This window comes from Rubrilithobacter danxiaensis (assembly GCF_047272945.1).
Taxonomy (GTDB): domain Bacteria; phylum Bacteroidota; class Bacteroidia; order Sphingobacteriales; family Sphingobacteriaceae; genus Rubrolithibacter; species Rubrolithibacter danxiaensis.
On sequence record NZ_JBKOPS010000004.1, the window covers coordinates 163,656 to 188,292 of the forward strand.

A 24,637-nucleotide genomic window follows, 5' to 3' on the forward strand; every position below is an offset into this window, starting at 1 on the left:
CTTCCTTGATTTCTAAATACTGATCTTTCCTGTTACCATTTTGAATTAATATTATAAACGAGCGTTTATTATTTCTCGGTCCAAACAAGATTTAGTATCAAAAATAACCGCATCATTACCATTTTTTAAAGCATTATAATCTATTTTCAAGAACTCTTTATGTGCCACGGCCAGGACTATAGCGTCATATTGGGAATATACAGAATTAATTAATGATATATCATACTTTTTCAGAACCTCTTCCCTGTTAGCATATGGATCATACACGTCTACCATTAACCCGAATTGGATAAGTTCTCTGTAAATATCGATCACTCTTGAATTCCTAACATCCGGACAGTCTTCTTTGAAAGTTATTCCTAAAATTAACGCTTTGGAACCATTGATTTTATGGCCCTTTTTAATCATCAGTTTAATAACCTTGCTAGCTACAAACATTCCCATGTTATCGTTTACTCTCCTTCCTGAAAGAATAACCTGAGGATGATATCCTAATGCTTCTGCTTTATGGGCGAGATAATAAGGGTCAACACCAATACAATGTCCTCCGACCAAGCCCGGCTTATACTTTAAGAAATTCCACTTAGTACCTGCAGCATCTATTACATCTGAAGTATCGATCCCAATCCGATCAAAAATTAGGGCAAGCTCATTCACAAAGGAAATATTAACATCACGTTGTGCATTTTCTATGGCTTTTGAAGCCTCCGCTACTTTTATATTTGGAGCTTTATGGGTGCCCGCAGTTATGATACTACTGTATAAAGCATCAACTAAATTAGCAATTTCAGGTGTAGAACCAGAAGTTACCTTTTTAATCTTCGTTAAAGTATTAATCTTATCTCCGGGATTAATTCTTTCTGGTGAATATCCGCAGAAAAAATCTTTATTAAATTGCAAGCCTGAAGCTTTTTCCAATACGGGCACACAATCCTCTTCCGTGCATCCAGGATAAACTGTAGACTCATAGATAACAATATCCCCCTCTTTTAAAACAGTTCCTAGCATTTCTGATGCTTTTAAGAGAGGTTTAAGATCAGGTGTTTTAAACTGATCGATAGGAGTAGGAACTGTAACAATATAAATATTATAATTTTTGAGATCAGAAATCTTATTAGAAAAGCTTAAACCTTGCCCGGTAACACAAACAAGATCTTCCAAATTAGCTTCTTTAGTTCTATCTTCGCCTCTTATAAGTTCATTCACCCTTGATTCATCAATATCGAAACCAAGAACTTTATATTTTTTCGAGAACTCTATACTTAATGGTAACCCTACATAACCTAAACCTAGGACAGCTATTTTAAATTCAGTCATTCGAATTACTTATTATATTATCTCAATAAACTAACTATAATGGCGGTCAACGACGCAAGTCCGGTGGTAATACCCACTAATTGTTGTACTGTAAGATTAGATTTTTCATCTTTCCTAGGAACAAGTATTTCTGATCCCGGCTTTACCAATGGATAGTTATTAAAAAATAAAAACTTTCGTGTACTCCTTACAGACCCATTTGCATAAATAATATAAGATCTGCGTTTTAGAGATTTTTGTGAAAATCCTCCGGCATTGGAGATATATTCCTTAAATCCTTTATTCTTCAAAAACACAACAGTGCTTGGGGATAAAACTTCTCCGCTAACTTTAACTGTTTGCAGTTGTTTTGGGATATTTAAAACATCTCCTTCTTCCAAGAAGATGTCATCTTTTCCACTCGGACTTTTTAATATCTTCGGTAAATTAATTCCTACAAAATCATTTTGTATTGCATTAAAACGATTCAGATCAAGGGAGTCAATGCCAGAAATGATCTTGCCTTTAATTTGTTGTGTCCCAGATCCATTTAGTTGAGATAATCTCAATCGCTCATTCTCGACCTGCAGCTGCTTAATCTTTAAATAATTTATCCCATTAGTATCTTTCGACGAACTATCAAAATCAGCACCTCGTTTTAAAGATGCACCTTCCGGATACGCAAGGGCGGTAAAACCGCCAGCACGTTTAACCAAATCAGAAATCCGCTCATCCTTTTTTGAAATAGTATAAAGGCCAGGAAATAAAACTTCTCCTTCTACACGAACCTGCCTTTGTACTTCATATCCTGATGATGGCCGTACAATTACAATATCAAATGGTTGCAAGATAAAGCCGGAAGCATCTTTCAAATTGTTGGTAATATCTATTTGGAAAACCTGTGCAGTTTGAGCAGATAGTGATAAGGCATCACTATTTTTAACTCTCCTTGACACTTCAACACGTTTGGGGGTAGCACTTTCTTTTAATCCACCGACCTGGATAATAGCATCTTCCAGATTCATACCTGCTGCAAAATCCAAAATTCCCGGCTGCAATACTTCCCCTTCAACACGAACTGTATACTCTTCTTTTAGATCAAAAATGGAAGAAATGGTAATTACATCTTCCCTTTGAAGGGTAATATCTGGTGCTTTTCCTGATAACACTTTTGCGACATCAAAAGAAATCAGTTTAGTCTGCAAATCTTCGCCTAAACGCGTAATATATGCTCGGTTTTGAAATGCATCTTCACGTAAGCCTTCTGCTTTCCGAATTAGTTGAGATACCGTCAGTCCTGGCTCCAGTTCAAATTCTCCCGGTCGAAAAACAGCCCCCTCAATAGTAACCCGATTTTCAAAACGATCCAAAATTTCATTAACAAAAAATTTGTCTCCGGGAGTTGGTATATATGTATTGAATTCAGAAGAAGAGATATCTGCGATGCGTCGTTCAGTTTCTGTATTTTTCAAAACCTTAATTCTTGCACGGTATGCTCTTTCTGTAAAACCTCCTGTAAAGCGAATCAGATCAGCTAATTTTTCATCAGACAGCATCTCATAAATACCAGGCCTTTTAACCTCTCCAACAACTTCGACCCTGGTCCTATAAGTAGGCACCCTGATAACGTCCTGATCCTGCAACCGCACATTGTTTTTTAAATCTCCATGAAGAAGAAAATCATAAACATCAAGCGTTGCTATCTTTCTTCCTGCCCGGATAATTTCAATCTGGCGGAAAGATCCGTTTTCAGTAGGGCCGCCTGATGCATACAAGGCATTAAAAACCGTGGCCACAGAAGGAAGCGTATATGTTCCCGGTTTCACAATTTCGCCGGTTAATATTACTTTAATACTTCGGATATTACCGATAGCTATGTTTACTGAAGTATTTCCCGTTTTTAAACCTGAATAAATCTGAGATAACCGGGATTTAATTCTGGCGGTAGCCTGTTCAATAGTCATACCGCCTACCTGAACAATTCCTACATAGGGAATATTGATAGATCCTTCCGGCGACACGGTAAGTTGATAACTCGCTTCTGAATAGCCGTAAATATCGACTAATAACTCATCGTCAGGACCAATCTGATAATTTTTCGGCGTAGCCAATCGAAGATTGGGCTCAAACGTTGTGCTACTGTTTTTAAATAACTCTGCCCCAAATATTTTAGATTTTAACAGACGTAGTGTTTGTTCTGCTAAAGACAAGGTATCTTGCCTTAGTCGAAGTGAATCTGGGTTGTTGGGTTCGCCCGTATAGGTCCTTCCGACACGGTTTTTAGCATTTGAATTCCCATTAATACCATTAGCATTTTGTTTTCCGGGCTTGGTCTGATTCGATTTCTTAAGCTGGTCTACCCGAATTTTTAGCTTCTGTATCTCAGTGGCGCTCATACCACGGGCCAGTGCAACTTGTTCCAATTGAGCCTGGCTTAATCCGCTTGCTTCTACCTGGGCTAAGAATTGCCGGATCTGATCATCAGTTAATTCATCGACACGTATATTACTGAAGTTTTGCTGATTGATGCTTTGTGAAAAAGCAGGGAAAGCGATACTGGCCAACATTACCAGTGCAAATACGCTGAATAAAGTTCTTAGTCTGAAGATCCTTAAATTTGAAATCATAAAATTTCTTTACCTGTCCGGTTTTTCTTGTTTAAAAGTTCTGTCATTACTAGAATTTTTACGCTTTGGCAGCCTCTACCCTTGAATAAGTTACTCTTAACTTTTATTCAAAATAGTTCAATATCTTAAAGCCGCCTGCTTTAAGATGCTCGTCTTTCTTCATTAGTTCCAGATCGGCTATTGCCATATCCTTAACAAGGGCATGCAAATCATATTTAGGCTGCCACCCTAATTTTGTTTTTGCTTTAGACGGGTCGCCCAAAAGCAAATCCACCTCTGTAGGACGAAAATACTTAGGATCTACTTTAATTACTGTCTGCCCAGGCTTAAGTGCTTCCTTACATAATCCCAACTCTTGTAAGCGGGCATCATCTACATCAACTATTACTCCTTTTTCCTGCTCATCTTTACCACTGAATTCAACGTCGATACCTAACTCAAGAAAACTCATCTTCACAAAATCACGTACGGAGGTGGTTACTCCTGTCGCTATAACAAAATCTTCTGGCTTTTCCTGCTGAAGCATCAGCCACATAGCTTCTACGTAATCCTTTGCATGCCCCCAATCGCGTTGGGCCGAAAGATTTCCCAGATATACACAACTTTGCAAACCTAAAGCAATCTTAGCTACTGCTCGGGTTATTTTACGAGTTACAAAGGTTTCCCCTCGCACAGGGCTCTCATGATTAAATAAGATCCCGTTACAGGCATACATACCATATGCTTCGCGATAATTTACCGTAATCCAATATCCGTAAAGTTTAGCCACAGCATAGGGAGACCGTGGGTAAAACGGAGTGGTTTCAGTTTGAGGAACTGCCTGCACCAAGCCGTATAGCTCGGAAGTTGAAGCCTGGTAAACACGTGTTTTCTGAGTAAGTCCCAACAACCGTACGGCCTCCAGAATTCTTAGCGTACCAATTCCATCTGCATTTGCAGTATATTCAGGTGTGTCAAAACTAACTTTTACATGACTTTGAGCAGCCAGGTTGTATATTTCATCAGGTTGAATTTCCTGGATGATCCTTATAAGGTTCGTCGAATCTGTTAAATCGCCATAATGAAGTTGGAGCTTTAAATCCTTTTCGTGTGGATCTTGGTATAAATGATCGATTCGATCGGTATTAAAAAGAGAACTGCGTCTTTTTATTCCATGAACTTTATACCCTTTTTTTATTAATAATTCTGCCAGATATGCACCATCCTGCCCGGTAATCCCTGTAATTAAAGCAACTTTCATTAATTATAAAAACTATACTCTGTTCAAGTTATTAGCTAAAAATCCCCTTTTGAATAAACGCCAAAGATAAAAAAATTACTGAATCTGATTCTTAGAAAAAATGGAAAAACACCTATTTTTATCTGTGTGTCAGTAGCCTTAACAAATACTGTCCGTAGCCGCTTTTAACTAAAGGTTCTGCAACTTCCCGTAATTGTTCGTCAGAAATATACCCCATCCTGTAGGCTACTTCTTCTATACATCCTATTTTTAAACCCTGGCGTTCTTCTATAACCTGTACAAACTGGCCCGCCTGCATCAGCGAAGCAAACGTTCCCGTATCTAACCAGGCGGTGCCACGGCTTAATACGCCAACTTTCAGTTTTCCACGCCTCAAATATTCCTGATTTACATCCGTTATCTCATATTCACCGCGGGGAGAAGGCTGAATACTTTTAGCAATTCCCACTACCGAGTTATCGTAAAAGTACAATCCGGGCACTGCAAAATTTGATTTAGGGTTTGCAGGTTTCTCTACAATTGAAAGAACTTTATTTTCAGAATCGAACTCAACTACTCCGTACCGTTCCGGGTCTGCAACCTGGTAAGCAAATACAACGCCTCCATCAGGTTCTTTCATATCCTGTAATAAGTTAGACAGCCCATCTCCATAAAAAATATTATCTCCTAAAATTAGCGCTACGCTGTCCTTTCCAATAAATTCCTCTCCTATTAAAAATGCCTGGGCAAGTCCGTTAGGCTCTTTCTGAACAGCATAAGAAAACTTGCATCCCAGCCTGGACCCGTCCCCCAGTAATTTTTCGAAACTCGGAAGATCGTGAGGTGTAGAGATAATAAGAACTTCCCTTATTCCCGAAAGCATCAGAATCGACAAGGGATAATAGATCATTGGCTTGTCATAAACAGGCATTAACTGTTTACTTGTAGCAAGCGTAAGCGGATGCAACCTGGTGCCTGAACCGCCGGCAAGTATAATTCCTTTCAAATTTCTAGAGAGTAAATTTCAAAGATAGTTTTTTAGGGTTAAAGGAGAAAGGATTAAGGAGTTACTGAGAGTTTTTAAATATTCTCTATCCCTGATTTAAGCTTTGCAGCGTTTCTTCAAGTTCGGAATACCATTCTTCACCATACTTTCTAATTAAGGGGTCTTTCAGGAACTTATAGACAGGTACTTTCAACTCTCTTCCAAAAGAGCATGCAGAACTGCAAATATTCCATCGGTCGTAGTTGAGAATATCAAATTCAGGATAAGATGTAACGCGAATAGGATAAAGATGGCAGGAGATTGGCTTTTTCCAGGAGATCTTTCCTTCACTCCAGGCTTTCTCAATAGCGCATTTACTTACTCCGTTTTCCCACATTACGTAAGCACATTCTTTATTCCCGTCAACACAGGGTGTAGTATAGTCTCCTTCAAAATCTTTTACCCATGTACCGTATTCTTCAACAGTCTGAATTCCTTTTTCTGTCATATACGGCTTTACAGAAGGATAAATTTCCTCCAGTACAGCCAGTTCTGTTTTTTCAAGAGGAGCACCGGAATCTCCCTCAACACAACAAGCTCCTTTACAATGGGTAAGATTACATACAAAATGTTCTTCCACAAGCTCTTCGTGCACCAGCGTATGCTTTACCTCAATCATTCTTTATTTTTTAGATATATTTAACGGATATTTCAATCCCTTGTAATCTGTCAGCTCCATTATTACTGAACCTACCAAAATTTCAGATTGGGCTTTAACAGGGATCCGGTTTCCATCATCGGTTACCCACAAATAAAACTTACTGTCTTTCCTGAAAATCCTTCCTTCCTGTACTTCCGGACTAAATTTCAAACAGTTAATATATCCCATTGGGGTTTTAACTTTTTCTTTTCCAAGGTACTTAAACCGCAGGTCAGAAACATCTCCGTTCAGGTAATAGGTGAGTGTAAATATTTTGCCCGGGTGCGTATCAGAAAGATCAAGACTGCGTGCAAAGTAATAGGCAGAAACCAGATCAAACGTTTGTTCTTTACTTTTAAAAGTCCCCTTTTTTGATACTACCTTTTGCTGGTTTGGATAAAACCGGACTTTATCATTCCGCCTGTAATTAGACTCTTTTATATTCTCAGTATAGAAATAAGGTATCAATTCTTCCTTATCAATATACGAATCGTAGCGGTTTCTTACTTTATAAAAAAAATCAAACGAGCCTGAAGTACGCCCATGAGCAATTAAATGATATACGGGCCTTTCATTGAACTTTATATCTGAATCTTCCACCTTCAAAGTCCCTTCGGCCGCAGTAATAAAACCATAACGCAAGCGATACTTAAGCTCTTCGCCCGGTTGAAATACCGGTTCTTTTTTGGTTTCAAGCTCTTGTGTAAAGCCGGATTGAACAAAAAGGAAGAATACTAAAAAAAATAATCTCTTCATATCTCAGTCATCGCAAAAAGCAAACCAATACATTCTTAATCCTTTCTTTTAAAGATAGGAACTGTTGAACAAGGTTCACCGTACATTATGCTTTTTGCCACTTTACTTAGTCTGTTGGTGAAGTCAACAAAAGCCGATACCGGAACCGGAATATCTCCGCATCCTTTTATTACTATCCGCTGATCGCGGTACTTTTCTATATCTACCTCGCATATTGCCCTGTCAAAAAGAACAGTTTCAAGAACTGCCAGATCGCCAAATACAATTGTTTTTGCAAATGGAGCCATTTTATTGGCGAGCAGCATATAAGCCCAGGTAGGAACAATTGCATCGGCAGAACAGATGACGGCTACATGTTTATCCTGGTAGGTACTCCAGTTATGTTCCTTTACAAATTCTCTGAAATCTTTTTCCTTAAGGATTAAACCGTGAAATAAATTATCTTTTATGTCGTATACTATCCGTTCTCCCGCAGGATAAAGATCAGCAAGATCAACGCTTATCAAACTGCTTTGAGAAACCCTATTGACTATATTTTCCTGGATGTCCATATCAAATTCAAAATTAAAAAATTAAAAACCAGGCTTCTCCCTTTTCATTATAAGGTTAAAGTAAAATTATTTCTGAACCTTGGACGCGCTTTACTCTTAAAAGATTAAAGCCAGGCAGAATAACAAGTCTTTAAAACAAAAAAATCCGGAAAGATGATCTTTCCGGATACAAAATTAGGTCAAATTCTTTAAAAGAACCTGATACGGTAATCTTTTATATCGGCATTATCACGTAAAACCTTCAGTGCATCACCCTGACTTCTCTGGTCGAGTGTTTGCATCATCTGCTCTTTTTGCTGATAAACATTTGTTAAAGGAGCTGGATTACTGAATTTACTTACTGAAACTACATATACTCCCTGTTCGCCTACAATTGGTTTTGAAATCTTATTGGGTTGCAGGCCAAATACAGTACCTACTACTTTATTTTCCTGGCCTACTCCCGGAATTACCGGATTTGCAAATACAACATTCTGAACAGGAGTTGCTGCTTTATTTAATTTCTGGGCAACCTGGTTGATAGAAGATGAACCAGATAACGCTTTATCAAACTTCTCTGCCAGCTTTTGTCCTTTAACCTTATTTAAAACAAGTGGCATTATCTCTTTCTTCACCTTTTCAAGCGGAAGAATTCCTTTTTCTCTTATATCTGTTAGCTTAGCAACCACATATTTATTTTCCAATTCAAATACCTGCTCTGCAACATCGCCTTCGTCCGCCTTAAACGCCCATCTGATAATTTCACGTGGATTTTCCAATCCGTTTACAAAAGCCTGAGAAGCTGTTACATTTTCAGCAGTTTGTTTTTGAACACCGGCTTTTTGTGCTTTTGCATCAAATTCTGAAGCCGATCCTATAGAGCCAAGGAAAGCTGTGGCTTTTGAATAAGCTTCCTGCTGCGTTTTATTACTGCTTGTTAACGCTTTATCGACTACGGCAACACGTGCAACTTTTGAAGATCCTTTCTGAGCGTCAATATGAATTACGTGTACTCCATATTGTGTAGTAATAACTTTTAAATCGCCTGTATTTCCGTTAAATACTGCATTTTCAAATGCCGGAATCATAGCACCTCTTCCAAAAGTTCCTAAATCACCGCCTTTATCTTTAGACGCATCTGTTCCGAATTTAGCTGCAAGCTCGGAGAAACTGGCTCCTTTACGGATAAGGTTAGCGATTGAGTCTGCTTTTGCTTTTGCCTTATCTAAACCACCTTCGGCAGCAGGATTAATTAAAATATGGCTGGCTTTAACCGAATCTGGTCCCACACGAACATCCAATACTTTAGCGATCTTATAACTACCGTTACTGAAAACCGGCCCTACTACTGTTCCTACAGATGCGCTAAACACAAGCGAATCTAAAGCAGGGTCAAGCTGGCCTTTGGTAACGTAGGCAACAGGAGCTTTTGTATCCGAATTAATACTTACAAATAAAGAATCGTTGGTAGTAGTTTTAAAATCTGCAGCAATTTTATTTACTTTCTCTTTTATTTCAGCAGAATCTGATTTAGAAGGGCTCGCATTAAAAACTACAAAATCAAAGCTTCGTGTTTCTTCTGCATTTTTAAATTTCTCTTTATTATCGTTATAATAATCCTTGTAATCTTCGTCTGTTAACTTTATATCCTTATCCGGAATTGAAGCATATTCAAGGTTTACATAACTGAAATCAGCCAATTTATTTCTTTCTGTATAATCTTCTTTAGCTTCCAGAGAAGTAACATAAAGCGAGTTTTTTACAAGGTTTAAATATTTTTCACTCAACCGCTGTTGTTTAATTGCTACCAGGAAATCGCTCCATTGTTGTCTCATTGGACTATTAGCCGGTTGAGAATCCATATTATCAAGAAATGCCCGCAACTGCGCAGGGTTTACTTTGCCTGTTTTAGGATCGCCAAAAGTTTGCACGATTTGAGGAGCAGGATTTTTGCCTGATATCATATCGTTCAACTCATTCTTACTTACTTCAAGGCCCAACCTTTTTACTTCTTTATTAAGTAAAATTTCTGAAACAGTTTGATTCCAGGTGTTTTCAACGATATAAGAAGTCATTTGTGCATTCAAATTTCCTCCCATCTGCTGCCGGAAGTTGTTGGTATTCTGCTCAACCTTCGCATTAAAATCCTGAATTTCGATTGACTCTCCGCCTACCTTACCAACTACATTCTGGCTGGCAGCCCAGAAAGGAGTACCTACCTGAACGGCATCACCAATTAAAAACGCAACAATTGCAAAACCAATAAAACCCACCAGGATTGCTCCGGCACGGTTCCGCAAAAAACTCATTATTCCCATATCTTATTCAAAGTCAAAATAAAAATTCACAATATAATTAGAGCTTAATTATAAACCCTGATAAATCTATTCTCTTAAAAGAGGGCGCAAGATACAATTTTTGGAAAACAAATAGTAATAGAAAAATGTATACAAACCAGGTTTTTTGTATTTATAAAAGTTCGCTATTTTGAGGTTGAATCAGTTGAAGGAACATCAAAATTACCGGTGGATTGCTGAATTTCATAATATGTAAAACTTTCGTTAGCCCAGAAGCTGGTACCGTAAATAGTTTGGTTCTTAGTGGTTATAGCAACTAATTTATTGGATGAAAAACGCCGCTTGTTTTCATCCCAGATAAGCTCATCTGATTTAAATGTTTTGCCCTCTTTATTTACAGCCACAACATTTTTACGAAGTTCGACCTTGTTTTCCTTTTCACGCCTGATGGCATAATCTGCTGTTACTCGGCTGCTTTCTTTAAGGGTAGAATCGAGAAAAATAATGGTAACACCTTTGGGCATTTCATAATACGGATCTTCCGTTTTATAGGTTAGCAGCAATGGTGTTATGAGTTTGCCTTTTACTACGGCAGAATCACTGTATAATATTTCCACACCGTAAGAACGATCGACAGGGATGGAAACATTTTTAGAAGAAATACGCTCCACGTCCTTCAGGTCATTCTCGCAGCAAACAAACAGTAAACTATATACAAGAGCAACAAAAGGCAAAAAGCGCTTTAATCTCATTTTTAATCAAACTTAACCTTCTGGAACCAGCGATCGTTTAATGTGAATCCAAGATAAATATTAACAAAACGCTCGCGGATCAGATTATTTTCCAATGTGCCACGTTGGCCGAGTTCGGCTGCTATATTTATTTTATAAAAAGAATTGGCACGATTCGATGGCAATGGTAACCCTAAGCCAACGGTTACAGATTTTTGTTTAATATCCGTATTCTGAAGATTTAAATACGTCTTATCATATTTAAATCCTAAACGATAATCAATCAACTTCAGGTAATTAGAAACGGCACTCACATCAGGAATAATTTGTGCTCCGACTGCAATTCCCACGCTGTTCTGAAAATCCGGATTTGTATTTCCTTCACGGTAATCCGACCAGTTATTCAGTAACAGATCCGCTCCTACTGTCCAGTGGTTAGCCTGGGATAATGTAAAACCGAAAGTGTGATTTCCGGGAACCGTGATTTTCGATTTTGCGCCTTCAATATTAAATAATGTATCCAGGGCAGTTGTTTCATTTCCTTCATTATCAATCACCCGGTAATTTGCGATAACGGTTTTATTTGAAGAGTTTATTTTAGTTTTTGCTGAACCGGAATATCCTATTGTTAATTGCGTTTTTGGAGAAATATTGGTAAAATACTGCACGCCATATTCATAGTTAAATCCGCCTACGCTGGTGCTGTTTTCTTCTTTAGAACTTAATGCACCCAGGTCGGCAGGAAATTCCGCTCCCCTGATCCTGCTGAGTTTTCCGAATAGGTAAGAAGCATTTAAACCAAGGCTAAGATGCTTACCTATTTGAAATCCATAGCCTAAATAAACTTTTGAAACTCCGCCTTCGCCCCTGTAAAGATAATCAACGCTTGTAGTATCGTTCATTTTATCATTGCTTCTAAAACTGTACCCAAAATCGCTATAAGGCAGCAGGCCAAAGCTTAAAGCGGATTTTTTACTTACAGGAACCCCGAATGCGATATGGCTGAGAGCAGCATCGAAGCCTTTTTGCGACAAGCTATTTTTACTCAGATTGGTAAAAGTTCCGGAAGCGCCGATATCAAACGTAGTTAAGGTTATGGCAGAATAAGAGGCTGGATTTGAAATATTGAGATCGGAATAAATACCGGCTCTGCGCAAACCGGCAGAAATACCTCCCATTGACCTGTTTTGCGGAAGCGAGGAACCGCGAACGTTTCCAATACCAAAAGCCGAATAAGGTGAACTGGAAGTTGACTGAGCCACTGCTGAAAAGCAGGAAGACATCAGGGCGATAAAAAATATGTTCTTTAAAAATTTAATCATTAGTATGCTGATGAATAACTTCGTTTAGGCCAATAAGAACCAAATGGGGTTCTGATTTTACAGCGGGGGCAAAGATGCTATTTTTCAATCGGGTATCAAAAAATTTAGAATCGCCTCCGCACAGAATTACCTCCAGGTCTGAATATTTTTCTGAATAACTTTTTATAAATCCCAGACTTTCATAAAATACACCGTTTTGAGCTCCTGAAAGAATTGCTGAACGGGTCTCATCACCCCATCCTGATTCAAAAGTAAAATCAGGTTCAACTAAAGGAAGTCGCTGAGTAAAATGGTGCATGGCTTTTAATCTCATTTCAATTCCGGGAGAAATACTTCCTCCCGAATATTTTTTATCCTTATCTATAAAATCGTAGGTTATACAGGTGCCGGCATCAATAATAAGAACATTTCTTCCAGGGTATAATGCTTCCGCCCCTATTACTGCCGCCAATCTGTCTAAACCTAATGTAGCTGGTGTTTTATACTGATTATTTATTTTCAGAGGTACCCCTGAATGGAATCGTATATATGAAACTTCTGTCTTTAAATATTCTTCCAGTTCTGTAATCTCAGCATTAACTGAAGATATTATTGCCCGGTCAATTTTATTTACTTTAAGAATTTCTGCAAGAACTTTGGCAGTAAAACTTTCAAAGATGTTTAACCCGGAAATCTGATGATTATTGAACAGGGCAACTTTAGTACGCGTATTGCCTATATCAATAACAAGATTGATCATTAAGCATTTACTGTTTTCAGAATCGATTCAAAAATTGCCAGTCCGTCTTCATTTCCCAGCATACAATCTGCAGCACGTTCGGGGTGAGGCATCATTCCAAACACGTTACGCCCTGCATTGCAAACACCTGCTATGTTATCTGAAGAACCGTTCGGATTTGCTTCCGGAGTTACGTCTCCCTGTTCATTACAATAGCGGAAAAGTATCTGATCGTTATCCTGCAGTTTTTTTATAGTATCGGTATCGGCGAAGTAATTTCCTTCACCGTGCGCAATAGGAATTTTAAGCGCCTTATTAAGATCTAAACCTGATGTAAGCAGCGAATTGTTAGTTTCGGCCTTTAAATAAATATTATTGCAAATAAATTTACGGTTTGTATTGTGCAGCAAAGCACCCGGAACCAGGCCTGCTTCTGCTATTATTTGAAATCCGTTACAAATTCCTAAAACAAATCCGCCCTTGTTGGCAAATTGAATTACTTCCTGCATAATGGGAGAAAACCGTGCAATAGCTCCCGAACGTAAATAATCTCCAAAAGAGAAACCTCCAGGAAGAACCACAAAATCTACCTGCTGCAAATCGTGGTCTTTGTGCCACAACTTAACAACCTCAAGGCCCATAATACTTTCCAATACATAAATGATATCCTGGTCGCAATTTGAACCCGGAAATACAACGACACCAAATTTCATAGCACAAAACTATTCAAATTTTGCAAGCCAACAGGAATTTATCTGTTAAAAAACGTTAAAGCTGAGAGATTTGCTGTCCACTGCTATCAGAAAATCTGGAAATAGATGATGAAACCTATCAGTATAAGGTAAAGGCTTTCGTAAAACCACCTCCGCTTTGCATTTAGAAAGTAATAAGCCATAAAAATAGCTACAGCAGGAACTGCCAGCAGAAAATGGTAAACCTGCACTTGTTTTTTAAGATAGAATGAAATAAGGGCAAGCACAAGGAGAAAAAACAGCAGCTGAAAAGATTTACGCACCTGTACATAACTACGGAAAAAGTTTTGCCGAAGAGATATTGCTGAAAGTGCCAGTATGCATATTACAGGTATCAGAACAATATAATCGTTGAGGTTTATTTTAATAGCGGAAGGAAATTTATTGGTTAAAGGAAGGAATATTTGTAAAAAATTATCAAGCGAATCGTTCCAGTAATAAAAAACCGCCAGGATAAAATAGATGGTAGCAAAGCCTATGAGGCCCGAAACCCACTCCCGCCAGTTAAAAGGACGAAATATGAGCAGACTTAACCATAAAAGCAGGAACATGACAATAAAAGGAAAATAGATTAAGGTGCCAAATCCAACCATCATTCCCAAATCAAACATTACCGACCTGGCTTCATCTCTTCTGTAGATGCTCAAAAATTTTTCAATCATCCAGATAAGCAGGAAGTTACACAGCAAGGCCGGACTGAGAATTAAAAAGGGGGGCAGCAAACTTGCAGCAGTTGCATACATCAAAGAAGGTAAAAAACTGGGGCGGCCAAATAAATTATAATTATTTACAATGCGGTTGAGAAGGATTGCCTGGAAAAAGGTAAGCAGCAGGGCGATTGATATATTTTGAAGAGGCGAGAAGAAACTTTCCTGGGGTACAACCAGCAACAGACGTACAAAGGATTCCATGAAGCTAAAATCCAGAACATCAGGCAACTGAAATAACATTCCGAACCGTAAAATCAACAGTATAATAAACAAGAAAAAAATATTAAACGGCGTTAAGTTTCTGAATTGGTTTATCATACCGGAACATCCTGCTTTATAACAACAATTATAAAGAAAATCCCAGTATAAAAATTAATCAGTTACGGTATCTGTTAACCAGATCGCAAACAATGGAAGCAGTATTATCAGGAAAATCTACCGAAGGAATTCCGGACGAACCGAGCCATCTTTTTAAACTTAGCGGAAATTCAGCGTTGAGCTGGTAGGCAACAGGAATGCCCAGCTGCCTCGCAGCTTCGGCATTACATAATTGCTCGTACTGATAACGCATGGGAATAACAAAAACCTTCTTTTTCAAAAACAACGCTTCTGCCGGGCCTTCAAAGCCGCCTCCGGTTAATAGTCCGCTTGAATTTGCGAGACTTTGATTAAATAATTTATTGTTCACCGGCTGAACCCGCACATTTTTTTCTGTATATGTGTTACGGCTATGCTTTGAAAAAACTTCAAACCGCATTTCAGGGACTTTATGAAGATAATTCAGCAGAAGCCTGTCGTGATAGGCAGGCAAATAAACTGTTACATGGCCCAAATCTTTTATTTCCTGCTGTCTTATTTCACTTCTGATTACAGGAGTATGAATAAAATCGTCATACTTCTGAAAATGAAATCCGATTTTATAGGTTGCGGGAGCATAATATTTAAAGATCCACTCTGAATATTTAGACCCCTTTTCCGGGCGAGGGGTATTTTTCGAAAGAAACGATGCCTGGTGGCTCAAAGCAATGCTGGGGCGTCCCTGAAGCTTACATGCCCAGGCCGAAACCGGCTCAAAATCATTTATAATCAGATCATATTTTTTTAAAGGCAATGATTTTATATCCCGCCACAGACGGCTCAAATTCATGGTGCGGTATGTTTGCCAGTGATCTACCCCGCCTTTTTTACCGAACACGAAGCTAAAACCATGAAAACGATAATTCACGGGTTCTTCAGGAAGTACATCGGCCTGTGTTCCGCTTATTAACAGATCCAGCTCGCCATGTTGCTGTAACAGCGGAATAATTTCCCTGGCACGGCTTAAATGTCCGTTTCCTGTTCCCTGTATGGCGAAAAGTATTTTCATGTATAATCTAAGACCCGGCTTAAAATTTTCGAATATCTCAATTTATATCCCCTTTTTAAAATTTATCCGCCTTAAGCTGCTCGAATAGTTTTTTTACGTCCAGTTTATTTTCAAATTCATCCTGGTCATTGTCTTCAAAACTTTCAATAAATACCGGTTCAGCCTGATAGCTGAAAATTTTCCACTCGCCCCTGTTATATTCCAGTGCTGTAAGGCTTTCTACCCAATCTCCCGAGTTCAGGTAGGTTACGCAGCCCTTTTCAGTTGTAATATTTCTTATTTCGGGTTGATGAATATGTCCGCAAATTACAAAGTCATAACCTTTATCTATCGCCATTTCTGCAGCTGTACTTTCAAACTCATTAATAAACTTCACGGCATCTTTAAATTTTGCTTTTATCCGTTTTGAAAAACTCATCTTTTCTTTTCCTGTCAGACGGAGGCACCAGTTAACAAACCTGTTAAGCAAAATCAGGATATCGTATCCAACAGCCCCCAGTTTAGCCAGCCACTTGGTATGCTGCATAGTTACATCAAAAATATCACCGTGAAATATCCAGGCTTTACGCCCGTCAAGATTTAATACTGCTTTATTTGTAAGCCGGAAGCTGCCTAAACTAAAATCAGAAAACTTTCGCAGCATTTCGTCGTGATTACCGGTAATGTAGTACACCGGAATTCCTTCTGCCACGAACTTCATTATCCTTCTTATCACTTTCATGTGGCTTTCGGGCCAGTACGACTTGCTGAATTGCCAGATATCAATTATATCTCCGTTAAGAACTAGCGCTTTCGGTTCTATGCTTTTTAAATAGTTTAGAAGCTCTTTAGCGTGGCATCCGTACGTACCTAAGTGCACGTCCGAAATAACTACCAGCTCTACTTCCCGTTTTTCCATCTTCTTCACTCTTCCACTTCGTTGAATACTATTTCAAAAGGAGTGAATACAAATGCGGCAATCAGCAACAGGGCAAGCAACAGTAAATAGATTTTAACTTCTGTATCCATTTTCATTAAATCTATTCCGAAGATGGATAAGAAATATTAGCAGAATATTAAAAACAAATGAATTAAAATGTTAATTCTGAAGGCTTAACATTTTTTTAATACGGCTCAACTGCCGGAGATGATGTTTGGAATGAATTTCTATAAACCGAAACCACTGACAGGCATTTAACATGCCTAAACGCGGATGCTGAATTTTACTTGAATTATTGCATTTATAAATCCGCGGAACCAGACCTTCTATTTTATGCAGAAATTTTACAAGCTCATTTGAAGCTTCTTCCTTTGAAATTTTAGTTACCATAGCTGCCATTTTCTCAGGAGCTTTTAGCTTAACAGGCGGGAATCGGCCTGCAAATAACACAAGTCTCGCCAATAGAGAAATCCCTTCACTTTTAACAGGTTTTGTTTGATGTAAGCATTTTTCAATAGCAAGCAGAGAAGCACTGTTGGCCCGGGTAATATGAGAATACACTTCGGAATAGGACCACACTCCCGGAGCGGGAGTTTGTTGAAATTCTTCTTCTGTAAAGGTTTTTAAAACCTCCTGGTACTTTTCTATACTGGTTTTAATGGAATCAGAAATCCGCTTAATATTCATAATAAACTGATCAATTCCTCTAAATTATTAATTTGAAATTTAACATCCTCCGGTTTTTCCTTATTAAAGGGATTAAAAAAAATTGCCTCTATTCCAAAGTCAAGCGCCCCACGAATATCTGCTTCCAGGCTATCGCCAATCATCAAACTATGTCTCTTTTCTGCCTCTGCTCCTGCCAAAGCAAACTCAAATATTGCCTTATCCGGTTTATTTACTCCCAAAACTTCAGAAATTACAATGGTTTTAAAATATGGAGCAAGGCCAGTAGTGGCTATTTTAAGTTCGGTAGATTCTTTAAATCCATTGGAAATAAGGTGTAAGCTGTATTTTTTGTACAAATATTCTAATGTTTCTATGGCCTGAGGAAATAGGTTTGTTTTGGTAGGACAAATTCGCACATAATCCTCCTCAAAAGAAACCGGAATCATTTCGTGCGACAAACCCAGTTCGACAAAAGTTTTACGAAAGCGATTTTCACGCAAGTGTTGTTTGGAGATATTGCCTAAGTGATACTCCCTCCACAACAGATGATTATTCCGGGTGTAGGTTTCTATAAAAATATCCGCAGAAGATAATCCATATTTATGCAATTGGTAAGAATGATATAATTCATGTAAGGTTTCCTCCGCGTTGCGGTCAAAATCCCAGAGCGTATGGTCCAGGTCAAAAAATATATGCTTAAACTTATTTGTCATCTTTTATCCCGTATGCAAGATCTCCCGCATCTCCTAAACCGGGGACAATATAAGATTTGGTTGTCATTTCTTCATCAATAGCGCCAATCCATAAACTGGCATTTGGGAAATTAGCTTTAACATGAGTTACTCCTTCAGCGCTGGCTATAATGGAAACGATGTGCAATTTTTTTATCTGGTACTGATCCAGCAAATCTTTACATGAAAGTACCAGGCTCCGACCGGTAGCCAGCATCGGATCAGCAATAATTACAACCTTATCATTTAACGAAGGAGTTGTAATATATTCTTTATAAATATCCAGTTCACCGCTTTTTTTAACTTTTCTGTAGGCGGCTATAAATGCCGAATCGGCTTTATCAAAAAAGTTCAGCAAACCCTGATGCAGTGGAATCCCTGCCCTTAGAATAGTGGCAAGTACAGGTTGTTCTGCGAGTACAGGAACCATAGCCGTGCCTAAAGGAGTTTCAAACTCGGTATCAATATAAGCCAGCTTTTTACTGATCTCGTAAGCGAATATTTCGCCAATACGTTCCATGTTTTTTCTAAAACGCATGGAATCCTGCTGAATTTGTGCGTCACGCAGTTCAGCCATAAAATTATTAGCTATCGAAAGCGTATCAGATAATAAAAAAGTCACAGGATAATTAATTTTTCGGTTAAGGCTTAAGCATTTTAAAATATAAGATAAATTAAACACGAATGGTTTGATTTTTGTAATATTACCCCAAACATTACTACAATAATGTTTATTAAATAAGGTTTGATTGGGGGAACTCCGGGAGCTCCCCCTTCTTTTTACTTATTGCTGACCTGCCTTTTCTTATCTTTGAATTAATGGAATTTAAGTTAACATCTGACTATTATCCTACCGGAGACCAGCCGGAAGCTATCAGGCAACTGGTAGAAGGTGTACAGGCCGGAGAGCATTATCAGACGCTTCTCGGCGTAACCGGATCGGGAAAAACATTTTCAATTGCGAATGTGATTCAGCAAACGCAAAAGCCTACGCTTATCTTAAGTCATAATAAAACGCTGGCAGCACAGCTTTACGGAGAATTTAAGCAATTCTTTCCTGAAAATGCTGTTAATTATTTTGTTTCTTATTACGATTACTATCAGCCGGAAGCTTATATAGCTACTTCTAATACTTATATTGAAAAGGATCTTCAGATAAATGAAGAGATCGAGAAACTTAGGTTAAGAACCACTTCGGCATTAATGTCAGGACGGAGAGATGTTATTGTAGTATCTTCAATCTCTTGTATTTACGGTATGGGAAATCCGGAAGATTTTTCAAATTCTGTTTTCCGCTTTGCCGTAGGAACTACCATCAGCAGAAATTCTTTTTTGCACAGACTTGTAGAAATTCTTTATTCCAGGACTACTGCAGATTTCAGAAGAGGAACTTTCAGAGTTAAAGGCGATACCGTTGATATCTATCCTGCTTACATGGACCACGCCTATCGTGTTTCTTTTTTTGGTGATGATATAGAAGAGATCAGTGCCATAGATCCTGCCAGCGGAAAAACGCTGGAAAAAATGACACACCTGGCTATTTTTCCGGCCAATCTGTTCGTCACTCCGAAAGACCGCTTTACCCAATCTATCTGGGCGATACAGGAAGAACTGGAAGTACGCAAAAAACAATTGGTTGATGACCAGCGATATCTGGAAGCCAAACGACTGGAAGAAAGAGTAAATTACGATCTGGAAATGATCAGGGAATTAGGTTATTGCAGCGGCATTGAAAACTACTCCAGATTTTTTGATGGCCGTGCTCCCGGAATGCGGCCTTTCTGTTTGTTAGATTACTTCCCCAACGATTACTTAATGGTAATTGATGAGAGCCATGTTACGGTGCCGCAGATAAGGGCAATGTACGGGGGAGACCGTTCGAGAAAAATTTCCCTGGTTGAATATGGATTTCGCCTTCCCGCAGCACTTGATAACCGGCCGCTAAACTTCAATGAATTTGAAAGGCTTGCACCGCAGACTATTTATGTAAGTGCTACTCCCGGAGATTATGAACTGGAAAAAACAGAAGGCGTGGTGGTAGAACAGGTCATCAGGCCCACAGGGCTGCTGGATCCAACCATTGAAATAAGGCCGGTAATTAACCAGGTAGACGACTTGCTGGAGGAAGTTGATCAGACAATAAAACTTGGCGACCGGGTTTTGGTAACTACCCTGACGAAAAGGATGGCCGAAGAGCTTACCAAATACATGGATCGTTTGGGAATCCGCGTTCGATATATCCATTCGGAGGTAAAAACCCTGGAACGGGTAGAAATATTACGGGGTTTACGTCTGGGCGAGTTTGACGTGCTTGTTGGAATAAACCTGCTTCGTGAGGGTTTGGATTTACCGGAAGTATCGCTTGTTGCTATTCTCGATGCTGATAAAGAAGGTTTCCTTCGTTCGGAAAGATCGTTAATTCAAACGATAGGCAGGGCAGCACGTAACGACCGTGGCCGTGTTATTATGTATGCAGATACGATTACGGATAGTATGCGGATTACGATTGATGAAACAAACAGGCGCCGTGATAAACAGATCAGGTATAACGAAGAACATGGAATTACTCCTAAGACTGTAGGCAAATCGAAGGAAGCAATTATTGAGCAAACATCGGTAGTGGATTTTAAAGGCGGCGTACAAAAAGCGTATGTTGAAAAAGAAACCGCAAATAGCATCGCGGCAGATCCGATTGTGCAATACATGAGCAAAGCTGAACTGCAAAAATCAATTGATAAAACCAAAAAAGACATGCTTGCTGCCGCAAAAGAAATGGACTTTCTGTTAGCAGCAAAGCTGAGAGATGAAATGTTTGCACTGGAAAAAATGATGGAAGAACGGTTTGGAGGGAAGGGTAAAAAAGTTCAGAGTTGAAGGTTAAAAGTTCAAGATCATACTTTCATTACCTGATACTTATTACTGACTACTTGCTACAACTACTAATAATGAACGGACAAAACAGAAAAAGTTCAAAGTTGAAGGTTGAAAGTTCAAAGACGAATCCTTTCATTACCTGATATTGATTACTTGCTACTCAATACTTGATACAGACTACTTGCTACTAATAATGAACGGACAAAACAGAAAAGATATCTACCCGGGGCTGGAAGTTGATATTATTTTAAAGAAAGACCAGCGAAGCGGAAAACGAACACGCGGTATTGTAAAAGATCTCCTTACAAGTTCGTCCTTTCATTCAAGGGGGATAAAAGTAAGACTAGAAGACGGACAAATAGGCAGGGTTATTGAGGTAATTGAAGAGTAACAGTAATTTTCATAGGAATGTAACGTTTGCATTTCAATAGAAATATTTTTCCTGTATAATCGTCTATATTTGTACTAATTGTTTCACATGGGATTATTAAAATTTCTTTTTATAACTATCTGCATTTTATGGCTTGTACGCTTTGTCTTCCGTTTATTACTGCCATTACTATTGCAGCGCCTTTTTAATAAAGTTCAAAACCAGGCAACTCAGGGCACTCACCGTTCATATGAATACAGTTCAAAAAAGCAGGGTTCCGTGCATGTAGATTATATCCCTCCTAAAGATAAAGAAGCCAGAGCAGCCGATAAAGCCGGTGAATTTGTGGATTACGAGGAAATAAAGGAGAGATAGCCTTTAATTCTTTTTCCTTTGATTTTCATTGGCTGTCGCAAACGTTCTGATTTGTTGATCGGCCTTTACTTTTACCGGTTTTAATCAAAAATCTTCCGTTCCAAATCTCCTATCTTACATCTCATATCTTTTCCTATTTTTGGGATCAAACTAATTTAAAGAATGAGTAACTGGTTTAAACGTAATGGCATTCATTTAGCTGTTATTGCAATTTTCGCTGTAATATGTTTTGTATATTTTAGTCCGGCGCTTGGTGGTAAAGTACTTTTTCAAAGTGATGTACTCGCTGCACAGGCTATGCAAAAGGAAATCATGGACTTCAAAGCTCAGGACGGTACTGCTCCGCTTTGGACAAATTCCATGTTCGGCGGTATGCCTGCTTACCAGATCTGGGCTCAGTATCCTAAAAACGTTACTACCTACATTATTTCGTTCTTTAAAACTGTTTTCCCTAATCCTGTAGATACCGTTCTTTTATATCTCCTGGGAGCTTATTTATTGTTTTGCGTTTTAAGAGTAAAACCCTGGCTTGCTGCCGCAGGAGCTTTCGCATTTGCTTTTTCAACCTACAACTTTGTTATTATCGAAGCAGGGCATGCAAACCAGGCAATGGCCATTGCTTTTTTCGCCCCTATTTTAGCCGCTATTATCCTTACGTTAAGAGGCCGCTATATATTAGGTTCTTCACTCATGGCACTATTTCTTGCCATAGAAATCAGAACGAATCACGTTCAAATGACCTATTACCTGTTAATTTCCTTATTGATCTTTTTAGGTATCGAACTTTATCACGCCATTAAGGAAAAGAAAACAACCAGCTTTTTTAAATCTATTGGTTTTCTTGCTGGTGCAACTGTGCTCGCAATAGCTGTAAATGCAGGCACACTGTGGACCACTTATGAATACGGGCAGGAATCTATCCGTGGTAAATCTAATTTAACTGCGGATAAAGCCACACAGCAAACTGGAGTAGACCGGGAATATGCCTATCACTGGAGCCAGGGAGTTGGAGAAACCATTACCTTTCTTGTCCCGAATGCTTTTGGCGGATCTTCTTCATTACAGGCACTGGACGAAAGCTCTGAAGTGGCAAGAACACTTATTAATCGCGGTGTTCCTGCAGATCAGGCAACAGGTTTTGCGAAGCAGATGTCTACTTACTGGGGAGAAAAACCAGGTACATCCGGCCCGTTTTACTTCGGCGCCATTACCTGTTTCCTCTTTGTATTGGGGTTATTTATAGTAAAAAACCGGTTAAAATGGTGGGTGCTGGCAGCTACTCTGCTCAGTATGTTCCTTTCATTTGGGAAGAACCTGCCTTTTATCTCTGATCTGTTTTTTGATTATTTCCCACTGTATAATAAATTCAGAGCTGTTGAATCTAATTTAGCAGTTGCCGGGTTTCTGTTCCCTATATTAGCAGTTTTAGCGGTAAAAGAAATTGTAACAGAAAAATTTGATCAAAAGAAACTGCAGAAGCAATTGCTTTACTCCCTGTATATTACCGGAGGTATTCTGCTTGTCATTCTTATTGTTCCTACCTTATTTTTTGATTTTAAACCTTCAAGTCACCAGCAATTCATACAGCAATTAGCGCAGGCAATAGGCGGAGACCAGAACTTTGCCAATTCGATAGCAAATTCACTGGTACAGGATCGTATTTCAATGGCACGCGGCGACGCTTTCCGTTCCTTAATTTTTGTATTGATAGGTGCCGGATTGCTTTGGGCCTTAATTAAACAAAAGATCAGTTCGCAAATTGCCCTCATTGGCCTGTCTGTTGCAGTTTTGGTTGATATGTGGGGTGTGGACAGGCGTTATCTAAATAACGCGAATTTCGTAGATGACTCACAAATAAAACAAACGTTTCAGGCCCGGGAGGTTGATGAATTGATCAGGCGTGATACAAGCCTGGACTATCGCGTGCTTGATTTAACGATCCCTACTTTTACAAGTTCAACAGCTTCTTATTTCCATAAAACAATAGGCGGTTACCATGCGGCAAAACTAAAGCGTTTCCAGGAACTGATTGAGCATCAGTTCAGCAATTCAATCAATGAAGACGTGCTGGATATGCTGAATACAAAATACATTATAACGGCAGATCAAAGCGGTCAGTCGCAAAAAATTCAGAACCGTGCTACCGCTTGTGGCAATGCCTGGTTTGTTCAAAAAGTTACTTTCGTAAAAACCAACGATGAGGAGATGAAGGCTATTAACAGCTTCGATCCTAAGAAGGAAGCCTTTGTAAACGATGAATTTAAATCACTGATAGACACTCAAAAGGCTCAATTCAGCCCCAACGATTTTATAAAACTCGTAAACTATCGCCCGGATCATTTAACTTATGAATATTCTGCCGGACATCCAGAAATTGCGGTATTTGCAGAAATATGGTACGATAAGGGCTGGAATGCGTACGTTGACGGAGAAAAGATTCCACATTTCCGGGCAAATTATATTTTACGTGCCGCACAATTACCGGCAGGGAATCACAAACTGGAATTTAAATTTGAGCCGGCTTCGTATTACCAAGGCGAAACAATCTCTTTGATAGCTTCCATCCTCTTAATTGCCGGATTAGCGTTTGCAATTTATAAGGAAAGTAAAAAAGGGAAAGAAGTACAGATAGCTTAGAGCACAAGTAAGGCGATAAACATAAAAAAGGTTCACTGAAAAGTGGACTTTTT

At 38.8% G+C, this 24,637-nt stretch carries 22 protein-coding genes; 4 read left to right on the forward strand and 18 right to left on the reverse strand.

The window, feature by feature from the left end; all coding sequences use genetic code 11:
- Positions 1–51 precede the first annotated feature (51 nt).
- From ACLCDL_RS06505 to upp, 18 genes are all read right to left on the reverse strand, one after another.
- Positions 52–1,317, reverse strand: coding sequence for a nucleotide sugar dehydrogenase (locus ACLCDL_RS06505; RefSeq protein ID WP_423147469.1), 1,266 nt, complete (start codon positions 1,315–1,317; stop codon positions 52–54).
- A gap of 17 nt (positions 1,318–1,334) precedes the next feature.
- Positions 1,335–3,923, reverse strand: coding sequence for an SLBB domain-containing protein (locus tag ACLCDL_RS06510; RefSeq protein ID WP_423147470.1), 2,589 nt, complete (start codon positions 3,921–3,923; stop codon positions 1,335–1,337).
- A gap of 103 nt (positions 3,924–4,026) precedes the next feature.
- Complete coding sequence (gmd, locus tag ACLCDL_RS06515; protein WP_423147471.1) at positions 4,027–5,163, reverse strand: GDP-mannose 4,6-dehydratase; 1,137 nt, start codon at positions 5,161–5,163, stop codon at positions 4,027–4,029.
- A 118-nt stretch (positions 5,164–5,281) separates the two neighbouring features.
- Positions 5,282–6,148: a glucose-1-phosphate thymidylyltransferase RfbA gene (gene rfbA, locus ACLCDL_RS06520; RefSeq protein ID WP_423147472.1), complete on the reverse strand. Its 867-nt coding sequence runs from the start codon at positions 6,146–6,148 to the stop codon at positions 5,282–5,284.
- Between the two features lie 85 nt (positions 6,149–6,233).
- A complete protein-coding gene (locus ACLCDL_RS06525) occupies positions 6,234–6,806 on the reverse strand; it encodes a DUF3109 family protein (protein ID WP_423147473.1) in 573 nt (190 codons plus the stop codon).
- A 3-nt stretch (positions 6,807–6,809) separates the two neighbouring features.
- On the reverse strand, positions 6,810–7,583 hold the full coding sequence (locus ACLCDL_RS06530; protein ID WP_423147474.1) for a DUF3108 domain-containing protein: 774 nt from the start codon (positions 7,581–7,583) through the stop codon (positions 6,810–6,812).
- Between the two features lie 35 nt (positions 7,584–7,618).
- On the reverse strand, positions 7,619–8,134 hold the full coding sequence (locus ACLCDL_RS06535; protein ID WP_423147475.1) for a DUF2480 family protein: 516 nt from the start codon (positions 8,132–8,134) through the stop codon (positions 7,619–7,621).
- Between the two features lie 188 nt (positions 8,135–8,322).
- Positions 8,323–10,422: a SurA N-terminal domain-containing protein gene (locus ACLCDL_RS06540; RefSeq protein ID WP_423147476.1), complete on the reverse strand. Its 2,100-nt coding sequence runs from the start codon at positions 10,420–10,422 to the stop codon at positions 8,323–8,325.
- Between the two features lie 173 nt (positions 10,423–10,595).
- Positions 10,596–11,162, reverse strand: a complete 567-nt coding sequence (gene lptC / locus ACLCDL_RS06545) for an LPS export ABC transporter periplasmic protein LptC (protein WP_423147477.1) — start codon at positions 11,160–11,162, stop codon at positions 10,596–10,598.
- A 2-nt stretch (positions 11,163–11,164) separates the two neighbouring features.
- A complete protein-coding gene (gene bamG / locus ACLCDL_RS06550; protein WP_423147478.1) occupies positions 11,165–12,463 on the reverse strand; it encodes a BamG family beta-barrel-assembly machinery protein in 1,299 nt (432 codons plus the stop codon).
- Positions 12,456–13,202 carry a type III pantothenate kinase gene (locus tag ACLCDL_RS06555; RefSeq protein WP_423147479.1) on the reverse strand — a complete coding sequence of 249 codons (747 nt, stop codon included), beginning with the start codon at positions 13,200–13,202 and terminating at the stop codon, positions 12,456–12,458. Before ACLCDL_RS06555 ends, bamG begins: the two co-directional genes overlap by 8 nt.
- Complete coding sequence (gene purQ, locus ACLCDL_RS06560) at positions 13,202–13,894, reverse strand: phosphoribosylformylglycinamidine synthase subunit PurQ (RefSeq protein WP_423147480.1); 693 nt, start codon at positions 13,892–13,894, stop codon at positions 13,202–13,204. The genes ACLCDL_RS06555 and purQ overlap by 1 nt, the downstream gene beginning before the upstream one ends.
- Positions 13,895–13,980: 86 nt before the next feature.
- Positions 13,981–14,844, reverse strand: a complete 864-nt coding sequence (locus ACLCDL_RS06565) for a DUF6427 family protein (protein ID WP_423147481.1) — start codon at positions 14,842–14,844, stop codon at positions 13,981–13,983.
- A 175-nt stretch (positions 14,845–15,019) separates the two neighbouring features.
- Positions 15,020–16,009 carry a glycosyltransferase family protein gene (locus ACLCDL_RS06570; protein ID WP_423147482.1) on the reverse strand — a complete coding sequence of 330 codons (990 nt, stop codon included), beginning with the start codon at positions 16,007–16,009 and terminating at the stop codon, positions 15,020–15,022.
- 55 nt (positions 16,010–16,064) lie between these two features.
- Positions 16,065–16,907, reverse strand: a complete 843-nt coding sequence (locus ACLCDL_RS06575; protein ID WP_423147483.1) for a UDP-2,3-diacylglucosamine diphosphatase — start codon at positions 16,905–16,907, stop codon at positions 16,065–16,067.
- Between the two features lie 180 nt (positions 16,908–17,087).
- Complete coding sequence (locus ACLCDL_RS06580; protein WP_423147484.1) at positions 17,088–17,615, reverse strand: DinB family protein; 528 nt, start codon at positions 17,613–17,615, stop codon at positions 17,088–17,090.
- On the reverse strand, positions 17,612–18,310 hold the full coding sequence (locus ACLCDL_RS06585) for a YjjG family noncanonical pyrimidine nucleotidase (RefSeq protein WP_423147485.1): 699 nt from the start codon (positions 18,308–18,310) through the stop codon (positions 17,612–17,614). Before ACLCDL_RS06585 ends, ACLCDL_RS06580 begins: the two co-directional genes overlap by 4 nt.
- Positions 18,300–18,950, reverse strand: coding sequence for a uracil phosphoribosyltransferase (upp, locus tag ACLCDL_RS06590; protein ID WP_423147486.1), 651 nt, complete (start codon positions 18,948–18,950; stop codon positions 18,300–18,302). Before upp ends, ACLCDL_RS06585 begins: the two co-directional genes overlap by 11 nt.
- Positions 18,951–19,147: 197 nt before the next feature.
- Between upp and uvrB the strand changes: the two genes are divergently transcribed.
- The 4 genes from uvrB (at position 19,148) to ACLCDL_RS06610 (ending at position 24,584) form a co-directional block, all read left to right on the forward strand.
- The gene (gene uvrB / locus ACLCDL_RS06595) at positions 19,148–21,202 is read left to right on the forward strand and encodes an excinuclease ABC subunit UvrB (RefSeq protein WP_423147487.1); all 2,055 of its coding nucleotides are present in this window, start codon (positions 19,148–19,150) and stop codon (positions 21,200–21,202) included.
- Between the two features lie 193 nt (positions 21,203–21,395).
- Entirely contained in the window at positions 21,396–21,593 is a 198-nt protein-coding gene (locus ACLCDL_RS06600; protein WP_423147488.1) for a YwbE family protein, read from the forward strand.
- Positions 21,594–21,680: 87 nt separating this feature from the next.
- Positions 21,681–21,947, forward strand: a complete 267-nt coding sequence (locus tag ACLCDL_RS06605; RefSeq protein WP_423147489.1) for a DUF4834 family protein — start codon at positions 21,681–21,683, stop codon at positions 21,945–21,947.
- A gap of 162 nt (positions 21,948–22,109) precedes the next feature.
- Positions 22,110–24,584, forward strand: coding sequence for a YfhO family protein (locus ACLCDL_RS06610; RefSeq protein ID WP_423147490.1), 2,475 nt, complete (start codon positions 22,110–22,112; stop codon positions 24,582–24,584).
- Positions 24,585–24,637 lie beyond the last annotated feature (53 nt).